Origin of the sequence: Microbacterium sp. ZW CA_36 (assembly GCF_044987475.1) — a bacterium.
Lineage (GTDB): Bacteria > Actinomycetota > Actinomycetes > Actinomycetales > Microbacteriaceae > Microbacterium.
On the sequence record NZ_JBJDRL010000008.1, the window covers coordinates 57,183 to 72,700 of the forward strand.

Below are 15,518 nucleotides of genomic sequence, written 5' to 3' on the forward strand. Positions count from 1 at the left end.
GGGCTCCAGACTGCCTCAACCGGCGACGCCGCGGACCGCCTCGGCGATCGCACGGAAGTCCTTGCGGAGGATCGCGGCGTGATTGCTCGCGACCTTGGCGTGAATCTTGATGTGCGAGTTGCGTTCGGCCACCGCGGGCACGCTGGCCCGGATCTTCTCCTGCCCATCCCCCTTACTACCGAACGACGTTCCGGACGCGAGGACATACCGGGTCGGGACGGTGATCCTGTCCATCACCGGACCGAGCTCCCGTTCACGCGCGAGCCTGCCGACCTCGATGTTGCATTCGGCCATCTCCAGAGCGGTCATCCGCGGCGTGAGCCCCGTCACGCGCAGCGGCACCATCAGCCATCGCAGGCGACGGAAGGCCGTTCGGATGCCTCGCTCCATGTCGTCCGTGAGCCAGTCGTGCGGCTGCGCCCCATCGACCAGTACCGCGCCGATCGTCCGGTCAGGATTGCGGCTCGCCCAATGTGCGGCGACGAACGCGCCGTACGACCAGCCGACCACCAGCGCTCGGCCGACACCTCGCGCGTCGAGCACGGCATCGACATCGCGGACGGCGGCCTCGAACGAGTAATCCACCGAACGTCCCGACGTGCGCCCCCGAGCCCGCTCGTCGTAGGTGATGTGCCGCCAGCGCGGCCCGAGCTCGGCGATGACCCGCCGCCAGTAGCCCTGCGTCGCGAACTGCCCATTGAGGTAGATCACCGGCGTCCCCGAGCCACCCAAGTCGGCGACAGCGAGAGCCGTGTCGTCGACGGGCACCATGCCCTTCCAGGTCGGGGTCGAGCTCGTGTCGATCATGGTGTCTCCGGCCCGTGCTGCAACATGTGGTCCAGCGTGCCGCGTTGACGCTGCGTCAGGGTCAAGGCTCCTGACGGAGACTCTCTCGTGGCCTCCTGCGCCCGGAGCGTCGAATTCGCCCGGACTAGAGGCTTGGGTCGGCTGCGTCGCCTGAACGATCATGGGGACATGACGACGACTGTTGGGCTGAGCGATGCGGCTTTGCTGGCTTACGACGCCGTCGGCGCCGGCATCCCGCTCCTCGCTCTGCACGGCGCGTACTCCGCAAGGGGGGAGGTGCGCGACTTTCTCGATCCGATGATCGATGCGCGGCCGGTGCGTCGGCTGTACATCGACTTGCCCGGCCACGGCGACTCGCGCCCCTCATCGGGAATTCGGCAACCCGATGACGTGCTGGACCTCGTCGACCTCCTCCTTGACAAGGAGGCACCGACCGGCAGATTCCTGGTACTCGGGCACTCGTTCGGCGGACACTTCGCGCGCGCGATTGCAGCCCGGCATCCTGACCGGATCGCCGGGATCGCACTGATCTGCCCGGCCCTTGCCGGGGAACAGCGCATCCCTGCGCCGGCAGTGGTTCGCGACGATCACGTGTCCACCGCACTCGATCCCGATCAGCGCGCCGAGTACGAGGGTTACTTCGTCGTTCGAACGGTTGAGACCCTCGAGCGATTCCGTCGCGCGGTGGTCCCGGTCGTCGGGGAGGTCGACGAGCAGACGCTGGAGAGCGCGATCACCGCGGGACCACACACCGCGGATCCCGACACGGTGGCCGTCGACGCTCCGGTGCTGGTGATCTCGGGTCGTCACGATCACTGGGTCGGCTGGGAACGGCAACAGCGCCTCGGTGATCGGTACCCGCGTGCCACCGTTGTCACCGCGGGCGACGCCGGACATGCACTTCCCCACGAGCGCCCCGGTCTCGTGGCGGCACTCCTCTCCGACTGGCTCGATGAGATCGGAATCCCCACAGCACCAGCTCGCCGCCGGTAGCCAGTGCGCGCGATCAGATCCGGGCTGGTCGGGCGGTCACCCAGGGGTGCTACTGGAAGCGGGCGACAGCGGATACCGCCTGCCGCTGCAACGCTCTGAACGGGACCGGCGATCGTCGCTTGGCCGAGAAGTCGGTCATTCCGGGCGGGAGTGGTCTTCGACGTCAGGTTGCGCACGCATGAGGTCTGCGAGTTCCTCCTCTGGCCGCGGGGCGACGGTCTCGTCGACCTCGAGTTCCGGGATGCTCGACTCGCCAGGAGCAGGGACGTGATGCGGAGCGGCGTGCTCGTCGTAGGGGGACACGGGAAATCCTTCCGTCGGCCGCATTGACAGCGTACGCCGGACGTCCGGAATGCCGGCGCCTGCGACCTCCGCGCCGGCTATCCAATCGGTCGAGTCAATTCTGCCCGCGAAGCCTAGGCGAGTACGAGCAGTTCGTACTCGCTACTGCCCTGATGGCACATGACAGCCAGAATGAAGGGCCCCGTCCACCGCGGCGTCACCTGGCATAGAGCATCACTCGCAGGATGATCGTCCAGACCGACGAGGACCCCGTTCTCGTCGTAAACAGCGAGGTCGAAGTCGGCCGATGAGTCGGCGGAATGCACGAAGATGCTGTAGGTGACCGCCGCGACCAATGAGATCGAGTAGGCGTGGTGCGTTCCAGCCTCGAGGACGCCGGATTCAAAATCGATCGTCTCATGGCCGCCGCGGATGGGCGCGGACTCCGAGATCGCCCCGACGGGAACCTCGAGCGAAAGCGCCTTCTCCCGGCCGCTCACCGAGAATTCGAGGAAGCCACCGGCATCCACGTCGTCCCACGTTTCAGGATTCGCGTTCAAGAACACGTAGACGCCGAGCATATAGTGCCCGGGCGGCAGCGTGCCATCGAAGCCCTCGCCGAGTTTGCCGATGGCGACGATCGAATCATTCTGTGATTGCGCGCTCCGATTCTCTAGAACTACGAGCGCCGGGTGGTCTGCGCTGAGGTACGTATGTGCCCATAGATCCCCGGCAACGAGGTTCACCTCGAACGGCACCTGCCCCCGCATTGCCGCGCGACGTCCGTCGCCCGGCACGTATGTCAGCTGACGCCCGTCGTACGGCAGTGCGTACTGCGAACCATCTGCCGAAACCGCGACGCCGCCGCGCCCATTTTCCAGCCAGGCCTTCCAGGCACCGACGCCGACCTCCAGCGCCTTACCACCGAGTCCAAGCAATGCTGCGATGGTTATCGGATCCACGATGATCGCTCCTCCCAACTACGGACATTCGAGGCGACCAGACCGTCTGTATGCAAAGCCGACGCGATGCCCATGGACTGGCTCCCGGCTGCGGATCCGTTCTCCGCTAGTCATGGTTCCACTCCCGTTCGCGTTGAGAAAGCCCTCGGCTCGAGTACACCCCTCACAAGGAAGATGCATCTGGGCGAATCTTGATACCGCCTACGCAGTCCGTCATCTCGCTTGGTTGACTGGGGATGACCTGACTCCTAAGCCGAGGCGTCGTCCAGGAATCCGACGACCACGCCACGAACCAGGTCGGTTCGCGCCAGCCCGAAGAAATGGGTCGTGCCCGGAAAGACCGCGAGCTGGGATGCCGGGACACCGACGAAATCGCCATTCACGTCGCCGCCGCGGAGGCGCAGAAACTCAACCGCATGCTCGAGAGAGACCATGTCGGCGTCGCCCACGGTGATGAGCGTCGGCGCCGCGATCGCGCGGATCTCGGCATCCGTGCGATCAGGGAACCCGCCTTCGTAGGTCGCACCGAGCTTGTCGAGAAGCACTTGGAGATGTTGCAGGTCGGGGTGCGGCGACTTCGCGAGATAAGCGGCTTCCATCGGCGTGCCGGCGATCATGTCGACGTTCATCGCGCCGACCGCCTCCGCGTTCTCGGACCCGCGCATCCCCGATGCGGCGAACGACGTCGACGAGACGATGACCCGCCTGACCCGTTCCGGGTGGTCAATGGCGAGGTCGAGTGCGACGGCGCCGCCGACGCTGAAACCGAAGATGTCAGCGCTCCCTATGCCGAGGTGGTCGAGCACGCCCAGTACATCATCGGCGAACGCCGCAGCAGAGAACGGTCGGTCGATGTCGTTCGTACGACCGTGCCCCTGGAAGTCCACCGCGACAACTCTCCGTCCCGCGGCGAGGTCCGGGACGAGCGCGCCGAACTGCTGCTCGATGTCGAACAAACCGCCGTGCAGCAGCACCAGTGGTGTGCGGTCGGCGGCATCGCCATAGACCTCGTAGTACATGCGAAGCTGACCGAGCTCGACGTAGCCGGTCTCGGTCGGGGGAGCGGAGGATGTGAGATCCGTCATGCAAGCACCGTCGCAGAGACCCGCCGGCACATCAACCTTCTGCTCGCCCCTCACCGACTCCTCGCCGACCCTGACCACGATCCGGGTCGGCGCCGCTCGCGCGATTTCGACCGGTGTCAGCCCGCCTCGGGCCTCGGGATGCGGATGCCGGCTTCGCGGAGCCGGGCCTCGACGCGCGCGACGAGCCGCTCCGCGGCGGTTCCCTCGTCGGAGCCGAAGTCGCGCACCATTCGGTAGCGCGCGGCGGTGTCGGTCCGCGCTTGCATCCCGGTGATGATGCGCAGGTGCTCGGGATGGGCGAGATAGTGGTCCGCCATGGCGGCGGCCAGTTCGGGGATGCGGGGGTCATCCGCACCCCAGTTCGCGGAGTCCGCGCTGAGTCTGCTCAGGGCGATGAACTCAGGGTCCTGCAGGGCGTGCTCGACGGCGGCGAGGTGATCATCGAAGCGGTCGGGCACGAGCGCCTTCGCGAGGATCAGACCTTCACGGGAGGACTCGATCTCCTGCGGGCTGAAGTCGAGGTCCGGCATCCGCTCGAGCAGTGCCACTGCGCGCTCGGGAAGGAGCGCGCGGTCGCCATCGGTCAACTGGCGCAGGGTGTCCCGGCGCGCGATGAGTTCCTCGATCTGGTGCGCGAGCTTTCTCTCAACGTCGCCTATCTTCGCGGCGAACTCCTCGCCATCGGCGGCGAGCAGCGGAGCGATCTCGGCCAAGGGCACGCCGGCTCCCGCCAGCGTGCGCACATGCACCAGGCGCAGCAGGTCGTCCGCGCTGTAGCGCCGGTACCCCGAGACGTCGCGCTCCGGCTCGGCGATGAGGCCGAGCTTGTGGTAGTGCCGCACTGTCTTCACAGTCACGCCGACGAACGCGGCCGCCTGGCCGATCGTGACTCCGCTGCTCATCCGTCCAGCCTCCTGTGTACGACCTTCCGGCGGCGTGATCCACGCCGCCGGAACAGTCGAACGCGTCATCTGTCTATGCGGCCGGCGTCGCGACCGGGCCGGTACGGAAGACGGCATCCACCAGCCGCTGGGAACCCTGCTGGAAGGGGATAGCCAGCGACATCGCCGCGTCGTCGACGTAGTTCAGGGTCGCGGTCATCGTCCGGCGACCGTCGGGAGTCGCGTACATCAGCGCCGCAAACCCGGCCGCACCGCCGTTGTGAGTGATCACCCTTCCGTGCGCGCCGAGGTCCTGGACGAACACACCCAGGCCGTAGCCCATGCCAGGAATCGGCGTCTCGCGTGTCGCACACATCTCGGCGTGGAGTTCAGCGGGAAGCAGCGTCCCGCTCGCGATCGACGAGATGAACGTCTGCAGGTCCTGCGACGTGGAGATCATGTCGCCGCCGCTGGAGATCCAGGACGGGTTGTGCTCGGTGACGTCGGTCGTGTGCGCCTCGCCGTCCTCCTCGTATCGGTAGTACGCGTGGGCGTGGGGCTCGGCGATGTCGGTCTCGGCGCTCGGCTGCGCTGTGCCCGAGAGCCCCAGCGGCTGGAAGATCAGGCGGTCCATCTCTTCGGCCACTGAGCGTCCGGTGACGCGTTCGACGATCAGTCGCACGATCACGTAGTTGGTGTTGGAGTAGCTCCAATCCATGCCCGGCTCGAAGCGAGCGGGCTTCGACAGCGCAAGACGGACGAGGTCCTCCGGGGCATACGTGACGAAACGGTTGTCGACCCATTCCCTGCCGGCGGGGGTCGCTGGGATGCCGGAGACCACGGTGCCGTCGGGGTAGTACTCACCGGTGAAGTTGAAGACGCCGCTGGTGTGCTGCAGCAGCATTCGGACCGTGATGCGGGGGTCCAGGTCGAACTCGGGAAGGTACTCGGACGCCGGCGTGTCGAGTGCGATCCGGCCCTCGGCGACGAGCCGCAGCGTGAGGGCGGCGGTGAACGTCTTGGTGTTGCTGCCGATGCGGACATGCCCGTCGATCGGCGGCTTCGCGTCGCCGTCGATCTCGCTGCGGCCGGCCGCACCGGTCCACTCGCCGTGCTCGTCGCGGACCCGCAGGGTAATGCCGGTGATGCCCGAGTCGACGATGTCGTCGAGGATCGCTTGAAGCTCGGGGCGGTCCTGAGCCGCGGCGGTGGCGTGCTGCTGGGTGGGGAGGGTCATGTCTGTGCTCCTTCGAATCCTTCGTTCCGCGAGCCCGTTCCGGCGTCGCAGTCGCGAGTGTGAACCCTGACCCAAGGTCAAGGTCAAGACGAAAGCTCGAAGAACCTCGCACCGGCGGATCCCAACCCCGCTCATCATCGAGCGTGCCCGTGTCATGGAGGACGATGCGGCGGTGTGGCGCGTCAGGACCACGCTACCGAAGCCGACGTCACCGGTCGATGGAGACCATGTTGGCTTCGTCGTGTCGTTCGCCCGCCGCTGGTTCGAGCGCGGTCAGGCGGTCGGCCTGGTCTGCGGTGAGTTCGACCGCGTCGGCGGCGGTGTTCTCCTCCACTCGCGCCACTCGGCGGGTGCCCGGGATCGGGGCGATGTCGTCGCCGCGGGTGAGGATCCACGCCAGCGCCGTCTGCGCGGGGGTTGCGCCGATCTCGGCACCGATCGCACGGACCTCATCCACGAGGCGGAGGTTGCGGGTGAAGTTCTCGCCCACGAACCGCGGGTTGGTCTTGCGCCAGTCATCTTCGGGGATGTCGGCCGCGGAACGGATCTGCCCGGTGAGGAGGCCGTGACCGAGGGGTGAGTAGGGGACGAAGCCGATGCCGAGCTCGCGGAGCACGGGCAGGATCTCCGCTTCCACGTCGCGTGTCCACAACGAGTACTCGGTCTGCAGGGCCGAAACCGGCTGCACGGCGTGCGCCCGGCGAATGGTCTGTACGGATGCTTCGGAGAGACCGAAGTGGAGCACTTTGCCTTCGGCGATCAGGTCGGCGACCGCGCCCGCGGTCTCCTCGATCGGCGTGTTCGGATCGACGCGGTGCTGGTAGTACAGGTCGATGTGGTCGGTACCGAGACGGCGCAGGCTGCCCTCTACGGCGGCTTTCACGTTCGCAGGTGCGCTGTCGATAACGCCCGGCCCGCCGCCGGAGTGGGAGACGAGTCCGAACTTGGTGGCGATCTTCACCCGATCGCGGCGGCCGCGGATGGCTTGGCCGACGATCTCCTCGCTGAGGTACGGGCCGTAGATCTCGGCGGTGTCGATGTGGGTGACACCGAGGTCGAGGGCACGGTGGATGGTGCGGATGGACTCGTCGTTGTCGAGACCGCCTCCGGTCGTGTACGTACCGGCCATGGTCATTGCACCCAGGCCGATGCGGGAGACCTCGAGGCTCCCGAGGTGTGCGTTCTTCAAAGGTGTTCTCCGTTCCAGTTTCACCGCTCGTTCCGCGGCTGATGGTTCGAGTCAACGCCTCTTCGCCGCGATGAGCGTGGCCCTACCTATAGGTGCCCCGACAGGGACCCCCGACGCGCCTCCACGTCGGCGTAGTTTCGATGGCATGGACACCTCGGACGCGATCAGCGAGTTCCTCACCACGCGGCGCGCGAAGCTCACGCCGTCGCAGGTGGGGCTCCCGGACTTCGGCGGTCGCCGCCGGGTCCCGGGGCTGCGCCGGGAGGAAGTTGCGCTAGTGGCGGGGATGAGCGCGGAGTACTACAAACGCCTCGAACGGGGCAACGCGACAGGCGTCTCCGAGGCAGTCATCGACGGTGTCAGCCGCGCCCTGCAACTGGATGAAGCTGAACACGCCCATCTGTACGACCTGGTCCGCACCGCCAATGCCGGCGCTCACCCGCAGCAACGAGCACGGACCCCACGCAGGACGCAGCTCACTTCGGGCATGAGACAGACCATCGACGCGATGTCGACGGTGCCGGTCTACATACAGAACGGCCGTCTTGACGCGGTCGCCACCAACCGTCTCGGGGCAGTTCTCTTCTCCGAGATGCTCGACGGCGCCCGGCCGCCAGCGAATGCCGCCCGATTCATCTTCCTCGAGCCGCGAGCCCAGACCTTCTACCGGGAATGGGAAGCGCAGACCCGCCAGATCGTGGCCGTCCTTCGCGCCGAAGCCGGCCGCTCGCCGTACGACCGTCAGCTGACCGACCTTGTCGGCGAGCTCTCCACCCGCAGCGATCTGTTCCGAAAGCTCTGGGGAGCCCACGACGTCCGCGAACACCGGGCCGGCCTCAAACTCGTCCACCATCCCGTGGTCGGCGACCTCGACCTCACCTTTCAGGCTATGGATCTCGCGTCCGACCGCGGACTCCAGATGATCGTCTTCTCCGCCGAACCCGGATCTGCCACCCAGGAACGCCTCCAACTACTCGCCAACGTGGCCGAAACGGCCGTACCAAAGGCGCCGGTTTAGGTATCGGTGAATGACGCGGCGGCAGGACTTTCGACCCTGTCCGGCTTCATCGCTCGGTGCACGGTGGAGGGTGTTCCCGCATCTCGTCACCCTCGCCCAAGGATCATCATGAACGCTTCTGCTCCCACGATCCCCGTCCCGGCGGTCATCGGGCCCGCCGACCTCCAACTGCCTCCCACGGAGCCGATCGACATCACGGAGCTCATCCGCACCCAGTCGGCCACCTGACGATCGGGTGCGTCGCGCTACACGATCGCCAGACACGGTGAAGCCTGGATGCCACGCTTAAGCCAGCGCGGCAGTCGGCTGACCCGGACGCCGATTGGCGCCATGCTATCCGGCGGTCGGCCGACCTACCAGACGGTGCCGCCGCCGATCGAGATGCCGCCCCACGTGAGTGCGATGAAGATCGCGGCGAACACGACGGGTGCGATGCCCTTGCCGTTGCGCGCGAGTCCCTTGAGGAGTGCGATCACGGCGAGGACTGCGGCGACGATCGAAAGGCCACCGCCAAGTATCAGGCCGATGAACAGGGGGATGGGCATGAGCACGAGGCCGGCCAGCGCGAACCAGAAAGCGGCCCAGGCGGTCGGGTTGGAACGGCGTTCGACAGGGGAAGACATGCGTCCATTATCCGGGTTCGTGCCCGCAGCCCCGATACGGTGAGGGGCATGGTCGACCGGACGGCTCAGCTTGACGAATCGGGATGGCGCACTGTCGCTCGCGACTTCGTCCCTGCGTCCCACCGCGACCTGCCGATGCCGCGTGTCTATCTCCCGTTCATCGACAGAGACGGGACCGCAGTCCGCTGGTCTCGGTTCGTCGACGTCGAGGAGCACTCGGCATCCCTGAACTGGTTCGAAGCGACCCGTCGGATCGCGGAGGAACGTCCGGCTGTCCGCGACCTCGTCTCATGCATGGGCGAACTGGATGGATCGACCGCGGAAGCGCTGCGCGACGCCATCGGCGATCTGTCGCTTCGATGTCTTCGCTGGGTCGGCTACGGCGAGGTGCCGGTGACCGATTCACCGATCCGCGTGTTCGGGGAGGAGTACTTCGAAGCCGATCTCGTTCCGGCTGACGTGGAATCGGGACGTCGCATTCCCGAGTTCGCGTGGGATGCGGACAAGCGGTTGGCGTGGGGCAGCCGGCTCTACCCGGATTCACTCATCGTGGCGGCGGAACCGTCGATCTTTCGACGACTCCGCGCCGACCCCCGCTTGGACTCCGTGTCGGTCAGGGTGGACCGAGACGTCCTCCCCGGCAGTTCCGGCGACTGACGCGTAGTACACAGCCCTCGCCCGGTCCCGAGCCGTGGCGACCGTCACGCCTGGCGAGGCGGTTCCGGTATCAGAGCTGTGGCGAAGGTCACGGTGCGGCGTTCGGGGCCCGTGGCGGCCAGGTACGGCGCGAGCAGCTCGCCGAGACGTGCCTGGATCTCGCTGAGGTCGGCGGTCGTGACGTGCAGCTGCACCTCTCCGAAGCCGAGGAAGTCGCGGAAGTCGCCATCGGCATCCGAAGCGCTCGCGCGATCGAACGTCTCGCCGAGGTGGGCGATGAACGTCAGGAAGGACTGGCGCAACTCCTGTTCACCCATCTCCCTGAGCTCTGCATGGTCGACGTGAGCCATCCTTCCACCAAGGGTGAACGTCCGCTCGACCGCGCCACGCACCCGCCGCTCCTCCACGATCGAGAGGATGTCGGCCTCGACGAGTGCGGCGACGTGACGGTACAGCGTCGCCTGCGGGATATCCGGCATGGCGGCTCGAAGATCCGCGGTCGTGACCTGGCGGGTGCCGAGTTGCTGGATGATCCGGAGGCGCACGGGATGCATGACGACATCGGCGATGGGCGAGCTCTTCGACACGGCACACCAACCATTCTCACGGTGATAACATTCTCAAGACCTGATCCAGCGTACGTCAGTGAGAGGAACACCCTGATGACCGCCATTCGACCGACACCTCGACTCTTCATGTCGACTTCCCGGGCCGGGAGCGCATCATGACCGGCCGCGGCACGGACGTCCAGGTCTCTGGACTGGCCAAGCGCTTCGCCGGCGTCGACGCGGTGAGGGACGTCACCTTCAGCGCGCGTCCCGGCCGGGTCACCGGATTCCTCGGTCCCAACGGAGCGGGCAAGTCCACGACGCTCCGGATGCTTCTGGGCCTCACGCGTCCCGATGCGGGAACGGCCCTCATCGGCGGTGCCTGGTACCGCGAACTCGACGAGCCGTCCGGCACGGTGGGGGCCGTGCTCGACATCGCCGCCGCCCACCCCGCGATGACGGCGCGCGGACACCTCCGCACGTATTGCGCGCTGGGCGGACATGGGCCGGCGAATGCAGAGCGGGTGGCCGAGCTCACCGGCGTCTCTGCATATCTCGACCGCCGTGTGGGCACTTTCTCGACCGGCATGCGACAGCGGCTGTCCCTCGCCACGGCACTCCTCGGAGATCCGGACGTACTCGTGCTCGACGAGCCGTCGAACGGGCTGGACCCGGCGGGGATCGTCTGGCTGCGCACCTTCCTGCGCGAATTCGCCGCTAGCGGTCGTACGGTCCTGCTCTCGAGCCACGTCCTCACGGAACTCCAGCACGGCGTCGACGACCTCGTGCTGATCGATCGCGGACACGTGGCGTGGGAGGGCTCGCTCGCCGAGTTCACCGCGCACGGCACGAGCCTCGAAGAGGCATTTCTGCGGCTCACATCCGAGACCGCATCCCACGCCGCACCCGGAGCATCCAGAGCAACACTCACCGAAGGAGTCTCCGCATGAATCGACTGATCCGGGGCGAGTTCACGAAACTCTTCGCTACCCGGCTCCCGATGTGGTCGCTCATCATCGCCGCCGGCAGCGGTGGCGCTCTGACCGGCCTGCTGGCTCTCGTCGGCCCCGAGAATGCCACCCCGCCGCTGCCCGGCCTCGACACCGGCGAAGGCGTCGGCATCGTCGTGGGCATGAGCGGCCTGCTGCTCTTCGTGCCCGCGCTCATCGGCACGATCGCCGTCACGAGCGAGTACCGGCATCACACCATCGGAACCACCTTCCTCGCCGCCCCTCGCCGCGGGCGACTGCTCGCCGCGAAGCTCGTCGTGTTCGCCGCGCTCGGCATCGCCTACGGGGTCGTCGCGTCGCTGTTCGCCGGGGCAGCTGTGTTGGGCGGCGCGGCACTGCAGGGCATCGAGCTCGGGGTCCCGATGGGCGGACTCGTCACGCTGCTCGCACGTCTCTCGCTGGCGGCCGCCGTCTACATGATCCTCGGCGTCGCCATCGGCGCGCTCGCACGCCATCAGCTGCTCGCCGTCGGCATCGTGCTCGGGTACTTCTACTTCCTCGAGCACGTGCTCATGATCATCCCCGGCGTGAACGCGATCCACTCCTATCTCCCCGGAGGCGCGACGGCGGCTCTCACCGACTTCACCTTCCTCAGCGATGCCATAGCCGAGCAGCTCCCGACGACGCCGACCGTGCCGACGTCGCCGACGATCGGTGCGCTCGTCCTGCTCGCCTATGCGGCGGCGGCGGCATGCGTCGCGGTGGCCGTTCCGCTGCGCCGCGACCTGCGCTGAAGAGGCCCACCGGCCGTCGCATCTCCTCGATGGCCCGGCCACGGCGGACGCGCTACTTTTGGGGCAGCCAAGCAGAGGAGCGCGTCGTGGGCAAAGTCGTCCTGTACAGCTCGGTGTCGGTGGACGGATTCATCGCAGACGAGAATGATCAGCCCGGACCACTGTTCGACTGGTTGCTCAGCGGGGACGTGCCGTTGGACGAGGGCGGCGTGTTGAAGGTTTCGCAGGCGTCCTACGACTACGTCCGGCCGTATTGGGACCAGATCGGGGTGACGATCGTCGGCCGCCACGTGTTCGACGTGACGGATGGCTGGGACGGGACGCCTCCCAGCGGCGTCGACCACGTGGTCGTCGTGACGCACCGGCCGCCGCCCGAGGGCTGGGATCCCGAGGCGCCGTTTCACTTCGTCGACGGGGTCGAGGCAGCCATGGCCAAGGCGCAGGAGCTCGCGGGTGAGCGCATCATCGAGGTCGCCGCAGGCGACGTCGGTGGGCAGGTGCTCGCTGCGGGTCTGATCGACGAGGTGCGCATGGACGTCGCACCCGTCGTGGTCGGGTCTGGCAAGCGCTACTTCGGGCCGGTTCACGCGCAGCACCTGCTGGAGGATCCCGAGGTGGTGATTCAGGGCAACCGGGTGCTTCACCTGCAATACCGGGTGCGCCGCTCGCCGATCTGAGCGGGGCTCGATAGAGTCCGGTGCCGACGTCGCGCTAGCCTTGCGACCCCCTCGGATCCGCGGTCCTCTCGTAGACGTACACGCTGACGTGGTCTTTCCCCAGGACGAATCGCATGACGCTGTCGGTCCCCTGCTGCGGCAGTTCCGCAATGGTGTCGAAGCCTTCGGGGGAACACCCTTCGGCGCTGTATCCCTCGCGGATTCCCTGAACGGGGACGGCCACGAACAGGCATGCCATGCCGTAACGAGACTCACCGCCCCAGATGTTGAGACCGTCGAAGTTCTGGTAGCGCCGCAGCTCATCGGGGCTGATACCCAGCGACTCGAGAACGCCGTGCCGATCGTTCGGCCGATCGGCGTCTTCGCCGACCGACCTCAGTGCGAGGATCTCGTGCGGTGAGGGCAGGTAGAGGCCCTGAGGAAAGCTGTCCGGTACGGGCGGCATCTGCACCGTGGACGACTCGGCCGGGGGAGTCAACACCGGAGCAAGGAGCCGCGACGTCCCGGCGACGTAGCCTGCGATCAGGGCGAGGGCAGCGATCGCGGCGCCGAGAATCACCAACCAGCGTGGGCGACGCCACCACGGTGCAGCCGGGGTTCCGTTGCTGACCGGCCTCCTCCTGTGGTCCTGCTCAGTGACCGACCCTCGGCTGGGCAGACTCTCGGCGAACGCCCCGTCCAAAGGTTGCAGGATCGATGTCGAATCCGCGCCCGGCCCATCGGCAGGTGCAACGACGGCCATCGGTTTCCCGACCTGAGCAGGAACCTCTGCGGCGGCATCCACGTTCGTCAGCTGTCGGCGTCGGGCGGCCTCCAACTCCGCGAGGCGCCCCTCGGCCTCCGCGTCCCCGGCGATGTCGGCGTCCGGTCCGTAGGCGCGTCGTCGCAGACGCTCCAACTCATCCATCTCCACGAACTCGCCCGACCCCAGCGGGGCATCCATACGCTCATTGTCCGCCCGGGCCCCACACGGGGAAAGGGGCGTCGCGAACGAGACTGACATCCCCGGTGCCGACGTTCAGCTGATGATCGGCGGGTGACGTCGGAGAGTGGCATCGCATTCGGGCCTCGGCTGGTGGCGTAGACAGGCACACTGTCCGGTTCTACGATGACCGCGAAGCGCGAGCCCCCAATGGCTCGCCGAACGGGGTCGACCATGAACGAGGAAGGGCAAGAACCCGAGGTTGCCGGGTCCGCCGGCAGCTCTACGCCGGACTTCTCCAGCGGATTGCACAATCGAGCGGACCTGCAAGGCATCGCATCGGATCTCCAGCGGCTCGCAGGCGCGATCGCAGACGATGAAGGTCGCGCCCAACGGCTCATCGACGCCGTACACAAGGAGGCCGGCGCGAGCGTCGAGGAGATCTTCAAAGAGGCGGGCCTCGACACGCGGGTCTCGATCGCCAAGACCAAGGCGACACCCGCTGAGAAGGGGCCTGCCGAGATCGCTGCTGATTCCACCAGCACCACGACCGAGACGCACCACTACGAGGTGTCGATCGACCTCGGACCGATCCACCTGTCGGCGGGGTTCGACAAAGAGACGACCACATCAACCGTGACGCACTGAGAGAAGCTGAGTCAGGGCGTCAGGGCAGGGTGCCGAGAAGATGCCTGTTTCGCCTGGCGATGAGTCGCCGGAGGTACGGGACGAGGATCAGTCGCTCCGCCAGCCAGCCGAAGACGGGCGAGCCGACGGTGATGCGGTCGGTCATGCGGCACCCGGTCTCATTCGATTCGAACAGGTGCTCGTGGTCGAACGTCGTGAAGGGGCCGCGGACCTGCCGATCGACGAACCGCGCGGGTCGGTCCAGCTCCGTGATCTTCGTGGCAAGGGTGAACCAGATTCCGAAGTGACGGGCTCGCCAGGTCACGCTCTCGCCGAGACCGATCCGTCCGGTCGTCACGCCGGCCACCGCACGCTCCTTCGAGTGCGACATCGAGGCCACGTGCGCGTCGATATCGAGAGATAGGTCGAAGAGCGCCTCGACTGAGTACGACGATTCGGTGACAAGGGTGAATGTCGAAGGCACGGATCCATCCTCACGCCTGGCGAGACGGATGCCGCGCGCGGGGTGCCTGGGGGCGCTTCCGGGTCGAGCCACTTTCCGTCACGATGGTTGAGTCTTCGAGCGGAGGAACATGCGATCCACCAACCCGATCCCCGGAAACCCGTGGCCGCACGACATGGTGATCGCGGTCGAAGACAGGGCGGCACCGTTGCTCGAGTTGCTGTGGATCAGAGAGGCCTATGCACTTCACCCGCACGGTGACGACCTGCCTCCGCTGCTCAGTGACACACCTCGCCGCGACCCACTCGACCAGCCGCCGGCGGCGCCCACGTTGCAGGAGTGGGAGAACGCCTGGCCATTGCTGTGGGTCGCGGCACTGCAGCACGCGGGCAGAGAATCCGACCCGGCGCTGCACGAGCGGCTCAGGCGAACGGCGAGTGGTTCTCGCGAACGACTCGACGCGCTTCAGGAAATCGTCGGTCCCACATGGCGCGATCAGTTCGGACCCGACGCGCTGGACCACCCCGCCCATCGGGACTGGGACCAAGCCAACTTCGAGGCGAAGATCGCCTCCCGACGCGCTTCCCTCGAAGACAGTCCGTTGCGACGTGACGTCGATGCGGTCGTGCGGGCCTGGCGAGCAGGGATGACCAAGATCGTCACGATCCCCTGCCGCGGCGAGCACACGAGGCGAGTCGGCCACAATGCGCTGATGATCACCGAGGCCACGATGGCCTCGAGGGACGCCTTTCGTCACGCACTCGAGACCTTCGGATAGCTTCGCACGCGGCTGACGCCAGGTT

The 15,518-nt window shown here is 66.9% G+C and carries 19 protein-coding genes; 8 read left to right on the top strand and 11 right to left on the bottom strand.

The features are described 5' to 3' along the window. Positions 1-15: 15 nt before the first annotated feature. A complete protein-coding gene (locus ACI3KX_RS05985) occupies positions 16-807 on the bottom strand; it encodes an alpha/beta hydrolase (RefSeq protein WP_363356768.1) in 792 nt (263 codons plus the stop codon). An 87-nt stretch (positions 808-894) separates the two neighbouring features. Between ACI3KX_RS05985 and ACI3KX_RS05990 the strand changes: the two genes are divergently transcribed. Then, positions 895-1,800, top strand: a complete 906-nt coding sequence (locus ACI3KX_RS05990) for an alpha/beta fold hydrolase (protein ID WP_404908630.1) — start codon at positions 895-897, stop codon at positions 1,798-1,800. Between the two features lie 135 nt (positions 1,801-1,935). Here ACI3KX_RS05990 and ACI3KX_RS05995 read toward each other — a convergent pair whose 3' ends face one another. The 6 genes from ACI3KX_RS05995 to ACI3KX_RS06020 form a co-directional block, all read right to left on the bottom strand. Continuing rightward, entirely contained in the window at positions 1,936-2,103 is a 168-nt protein-coding gene (locus tag ACI3KX_RS05995; protein ID WP_363356770.1) for a hypothetical protein, read from the bottom strand. Positions 2,104-2,216: 113 nt separating this feature from the next. Continuing rightward, positions 2,217-3,044, bottom strand: coding sequence for a hypothetical protein (locus tag ACI3KX_RS06000; protein ID WP_301115117.1), 828 nt, complete (start codon positions 3,042-3,044; stop codon positions 2,217-2,219). Between the two features lie 248 nt (positions 3,045-3,292). Then, entirely contained in the window at positions 3,293-4,129 is an 837-nt protein-coding gene (locus tag ACI3KX_RS06005) for an alpha/beta fold hydrolase (protein WP_404908635.1), read from the bottom strand. Positions 4,130-4,245: 116 nt separating this feature from the next. Next, positions 4,246-5,031, bottom strand: a complete 786-nt coding sequence (locus ACI3KX_RS06010; RefSeq protein ID WP_363356772.1) for a MerR family transcriptional regulator — start codon at positions 5,029-5,031, stop codon at positions 4,246-4,248. A 73-nt stretch (positions 5,032-5,104) separates the two neighbouring features. Then, positions 5,105-6,247 (bottom strand): serine hydrolase domain-containing protein, encoded by a 1,143-nt coding sequence (locus tag ACI3KX_RS06015; RefSeq protein ID WP_404908638.1) that lies wholly within the window; start codon positions 6,245-6,247, stop codon positions 5,105-5,107. Positions 6,248-6,455: 208 nt separating this feature from the next. Next, complete coding sequence (locus ACI3KX_RS06020) at positions 6,456-7,436, bottom strand: aldo/keto reductase (protein ID WP_404908641.1); 981 nt, start codon at positions 7,434-7,436, stop codon at positions 6,456-6,458. A 145-nt stretch (positions 7,437-7,581) separates the two neighbouring features. Here ACI3KX_RS06020 and ACI3KX_RS06025 point away from each other — a divergent pair, with 145 nt between their 5' ends. Then, a complete protein-coding gene (locus ACI3KX_RS06025; protein ID WP_404908644.1) occupies positions 7,582-8,454 on the top strand; it encodes a helix-turn-helix transcriptional regulator in 873 nt (290 codons plus the stop codon). A gap of 353 nt (positions 8,455-8,807) precedes the next feature. Here ACI3KX_RS06025 and ACI3KX_RS06030 read toward each other — a convergent pair whose 3' ends face one another. Continuing rightward, positions 8,808-9,077 (bottom strand): hypothetical protein, encoded by a 270-nt coding sequence (locus ACI3KX_RS06030; RefSeq protein WP_349426195.1) that lies wholly within the window; start codon positions 9,075-9,077, stop codon positions 8,808-8,810. Between the two features lie 48 nt (positions 9,078-9,125). Here ACI3KX_RS06030 and ACI3KX_RS06035 point away from each other — a divergent pair, with 48 nt between their 5' ends. Further along, positions 9,126-9,734 (top strand): hypothetical protein, encoded by a 609-nt coding sequence (locus ACI3KX_RS06035; RefSeq protein WP_404908646.1) that lies wholly within the window; start codon positions 9,126-9,128, stop codon positions 9,732-9,734. Between the two features lie 44 nt (positions 9,735-9,778). On the opposite strand, the gene ACI3KX_RS06040 is transcribed toward ACI3KX_RS06035, so the two are convergent. Beyond that, positions 9,779-10,321: a helix-turn-helix domain-containing protein gene (locus ACI3KX_RS06040; protein ID WP_349426197.1), complete on the bottom strand. Its 543-nt coding sequence runs from the start codon at positions 10,319-10,321 to the stop codon at positions 9,779-9,781. 137 nt (positions 10,322-10,458) lie between these two features. Between ACI3KX_RS06040 and ACI3KX_RS06045 the strand changes: the two genes are divergently transcribed. The 3 genes from ACI3KX_RS06045 to ACI3KX_RS06055 all read left to right on the top strand — a co-directional run bounded on the left by ACI3KX_RS06045 (position 10,459) and on the right by ACI3KX_RS06055 (position 12,703). Beyond that, positions 10,459-11,232 carry an ABC transporter ATP-binding protein gene (locus ACI3KX_RS06045; protein ID WP_404908649.1) on the top strand — a complete coding sequence of 258 codons (774 nt, stop codon included), beginning with the start codon at positions 10,459-10,461 and terminating at the stop codon, positions 11,230-11,232. Further along, entirely contained in the window at positions 11,229-12,026 is a 798-nt protein-coding gene (locus tag ACI3KX_RS06050; RefSeq protein WP_404908652.1) for an ABC transporter permease, read from the top strand. Before ACI3KX_RS06045 ends, ACI3KX_RS06050 begins: the two co-directional genes overlap by 4 nt. Positions 12,027-12,112: 86 nt before the next feature. Beyond that, positions 12,113-12,703 (top strand): dihydrofolate reductase family protein, encoded by a 591-nt coding sequence (locus tag ACI3KX_RS06055; RefSeq protein ID WP_404908656.1) that lies wholly within the window; start codon positions 12,113-12,115, stop codon positions 12,701-12,703. Positions 12,704-12,737: 34 nt separating this feature from the next. Here ACI3KX_RS06055 and ACI3KX_RS06060 read toward each other — a convergent pair whose 3' ends face one another. Next, positions 12,738-13,646, bottom strand: coding sequence for a hypothetical protein (locus ACI3KX_RS06060; RefSeq protein WP_404908658.1), 909 nt, complete (start codon positions 13,644-13,646; stop codon positions 12,738-12,740). Between the two features lie 165 nt (positions 13,647-13,811). Between ACI3KX_RS06060 and ACI3KX_RS06065 the strand changes: the two genes are divergently transcribed. Further along, complete coding sequence (locus ACI3KX_RS06065) at positions 13,812-14,273, top strand: hypothetical protein (RefSeq protein ID WP_404908661.1); 462 nt, start codon at positions 13,812-13,814, stop codon at positions 14,271-14,273. Positions 14,274-14,292: 19 nt separating this feature from the next. Here the strand turns inward: ACI3KX_RS06065 and ACI3KX_RS06070 are convergent, their stop codons facing one another. Further along, the gene (locus ACI3KX_RS06070) at positions 14,293-14,736 is read right to left on the bottom strand and encodes a cyclase (protein ID WP_404908663.1); all 444 of its coding nucleotides are present in this window, start codon (positions 14,734-14,736) and stop codon (positions 14,293-14,295) included. Positions 14,737-14,890: 154 nt separating this feature from the next. On the opposite strand from ACI3KX_RS06070, the gene ACI3KX_RS06075 reads away from it, so the two are divergent. After that, complete coding sequence (locus ACI3KX_RS06075; protein ID WP_404908666.1) at positions 14,891-15,493, top strand: hypothetical protein; 603 nt, start codon at positions 14,891-14,893, stop codon at positions 15,491-15,493. Positions 15,494-15,518 lie beyond the last annotated feature (25 nt).

Excerpts from the sequence above, each read along its gene's own strand:
- ACI3KX_RS06050 (WP_404908652.1), top strand. The coding sequence starts at position 11,229 with ATGAATCGACTGATCCGGGGCGAGTTCACGAAACTCTTCGCTACCCGG.
- ACI3KX_RS06075 (WP_404908666.1), top strand. The coding sequence starts at position 14,891 with ATGGTGATCGCGGTCGAAGACAGGGCGGCACCGTTGCTCGAGTTGCTG.
- ACI3KX_RS06065 (WP_404908661.1), top strand. The coding sequence starts at position 13,812 with ATGACCGCGAAGCGCGAGCCCCCAATGGCTCGCCGAACGGGGTCGACC.
- ACI3KX_RS06060 (WP_404908658.1), bottom strand. The coding sequence starts at position 13,646 with ATGGATGCCCCGCTGGGGTCGGGCGAGTTCGTGGAGATGGATGAGTTG.
- ACI3KX_RS06045 (WP_404908649.1), top strand. The coding sequence starts at position 10,459 with ATGACCGGCCGCGGCACGGACGTCCAGGTCTCTGGACTGGCCAAGCGC.
- ACI3KX_RS06010 (WP_363356772.1), bottom strand. The coding sequence starts at position 5,031 with ATGAGCAGCGGAGTCACGATCGGCCAGGCGGCCGCGTTCGTCGGCGTG.
- ACI3KX_RS05985 (WP_363356768.1), bottom strand. The coding sequence starts at position 807 with ATGATCGACACGAGCTCGACCCCGACCTGGAAGGGCATGGTGCCCGTC.
- ACI3KX_RS06030 (WP_349426195.1), bottom strand. The coding sequence starts at position 9,077 with ATGTCTTCCCCTGTCGAACGCCGTTCCAACCCGACCGCCTGGGCCGCT.
- ACI3KX_RS06005 (WP_404908635.1), bottom strand. The coding sequence starts at position 4,129 with ATGACGGATCTCACATCCTCCGCTCCCCCGACCGAGACCGGCTACGTC.
- ACI3KX_RS06025 (WP_404908644.1), top strand. The coding sequence starts at position 7,582 with ATGGACACCTCGGACGCGATCAGCGAGTTCCTCACCACGCGGCGCGCG.
- ACI3KX_RS06035 (WP_404908646.1), top strand. The coding sequence starts at position 9,126 with ATGGTCGACCGGACGGCTCAGCTTGACGAATCGGGATGGCGCACTGTC.
- ACI3KX_RS06015 (WP_404908638.1), bottom strand. The coding sequence starts at position 6,247 with ATGACCCTCCCCACCCAGCAGCACGCCACCGCCGCGGCTCAGGACCGC.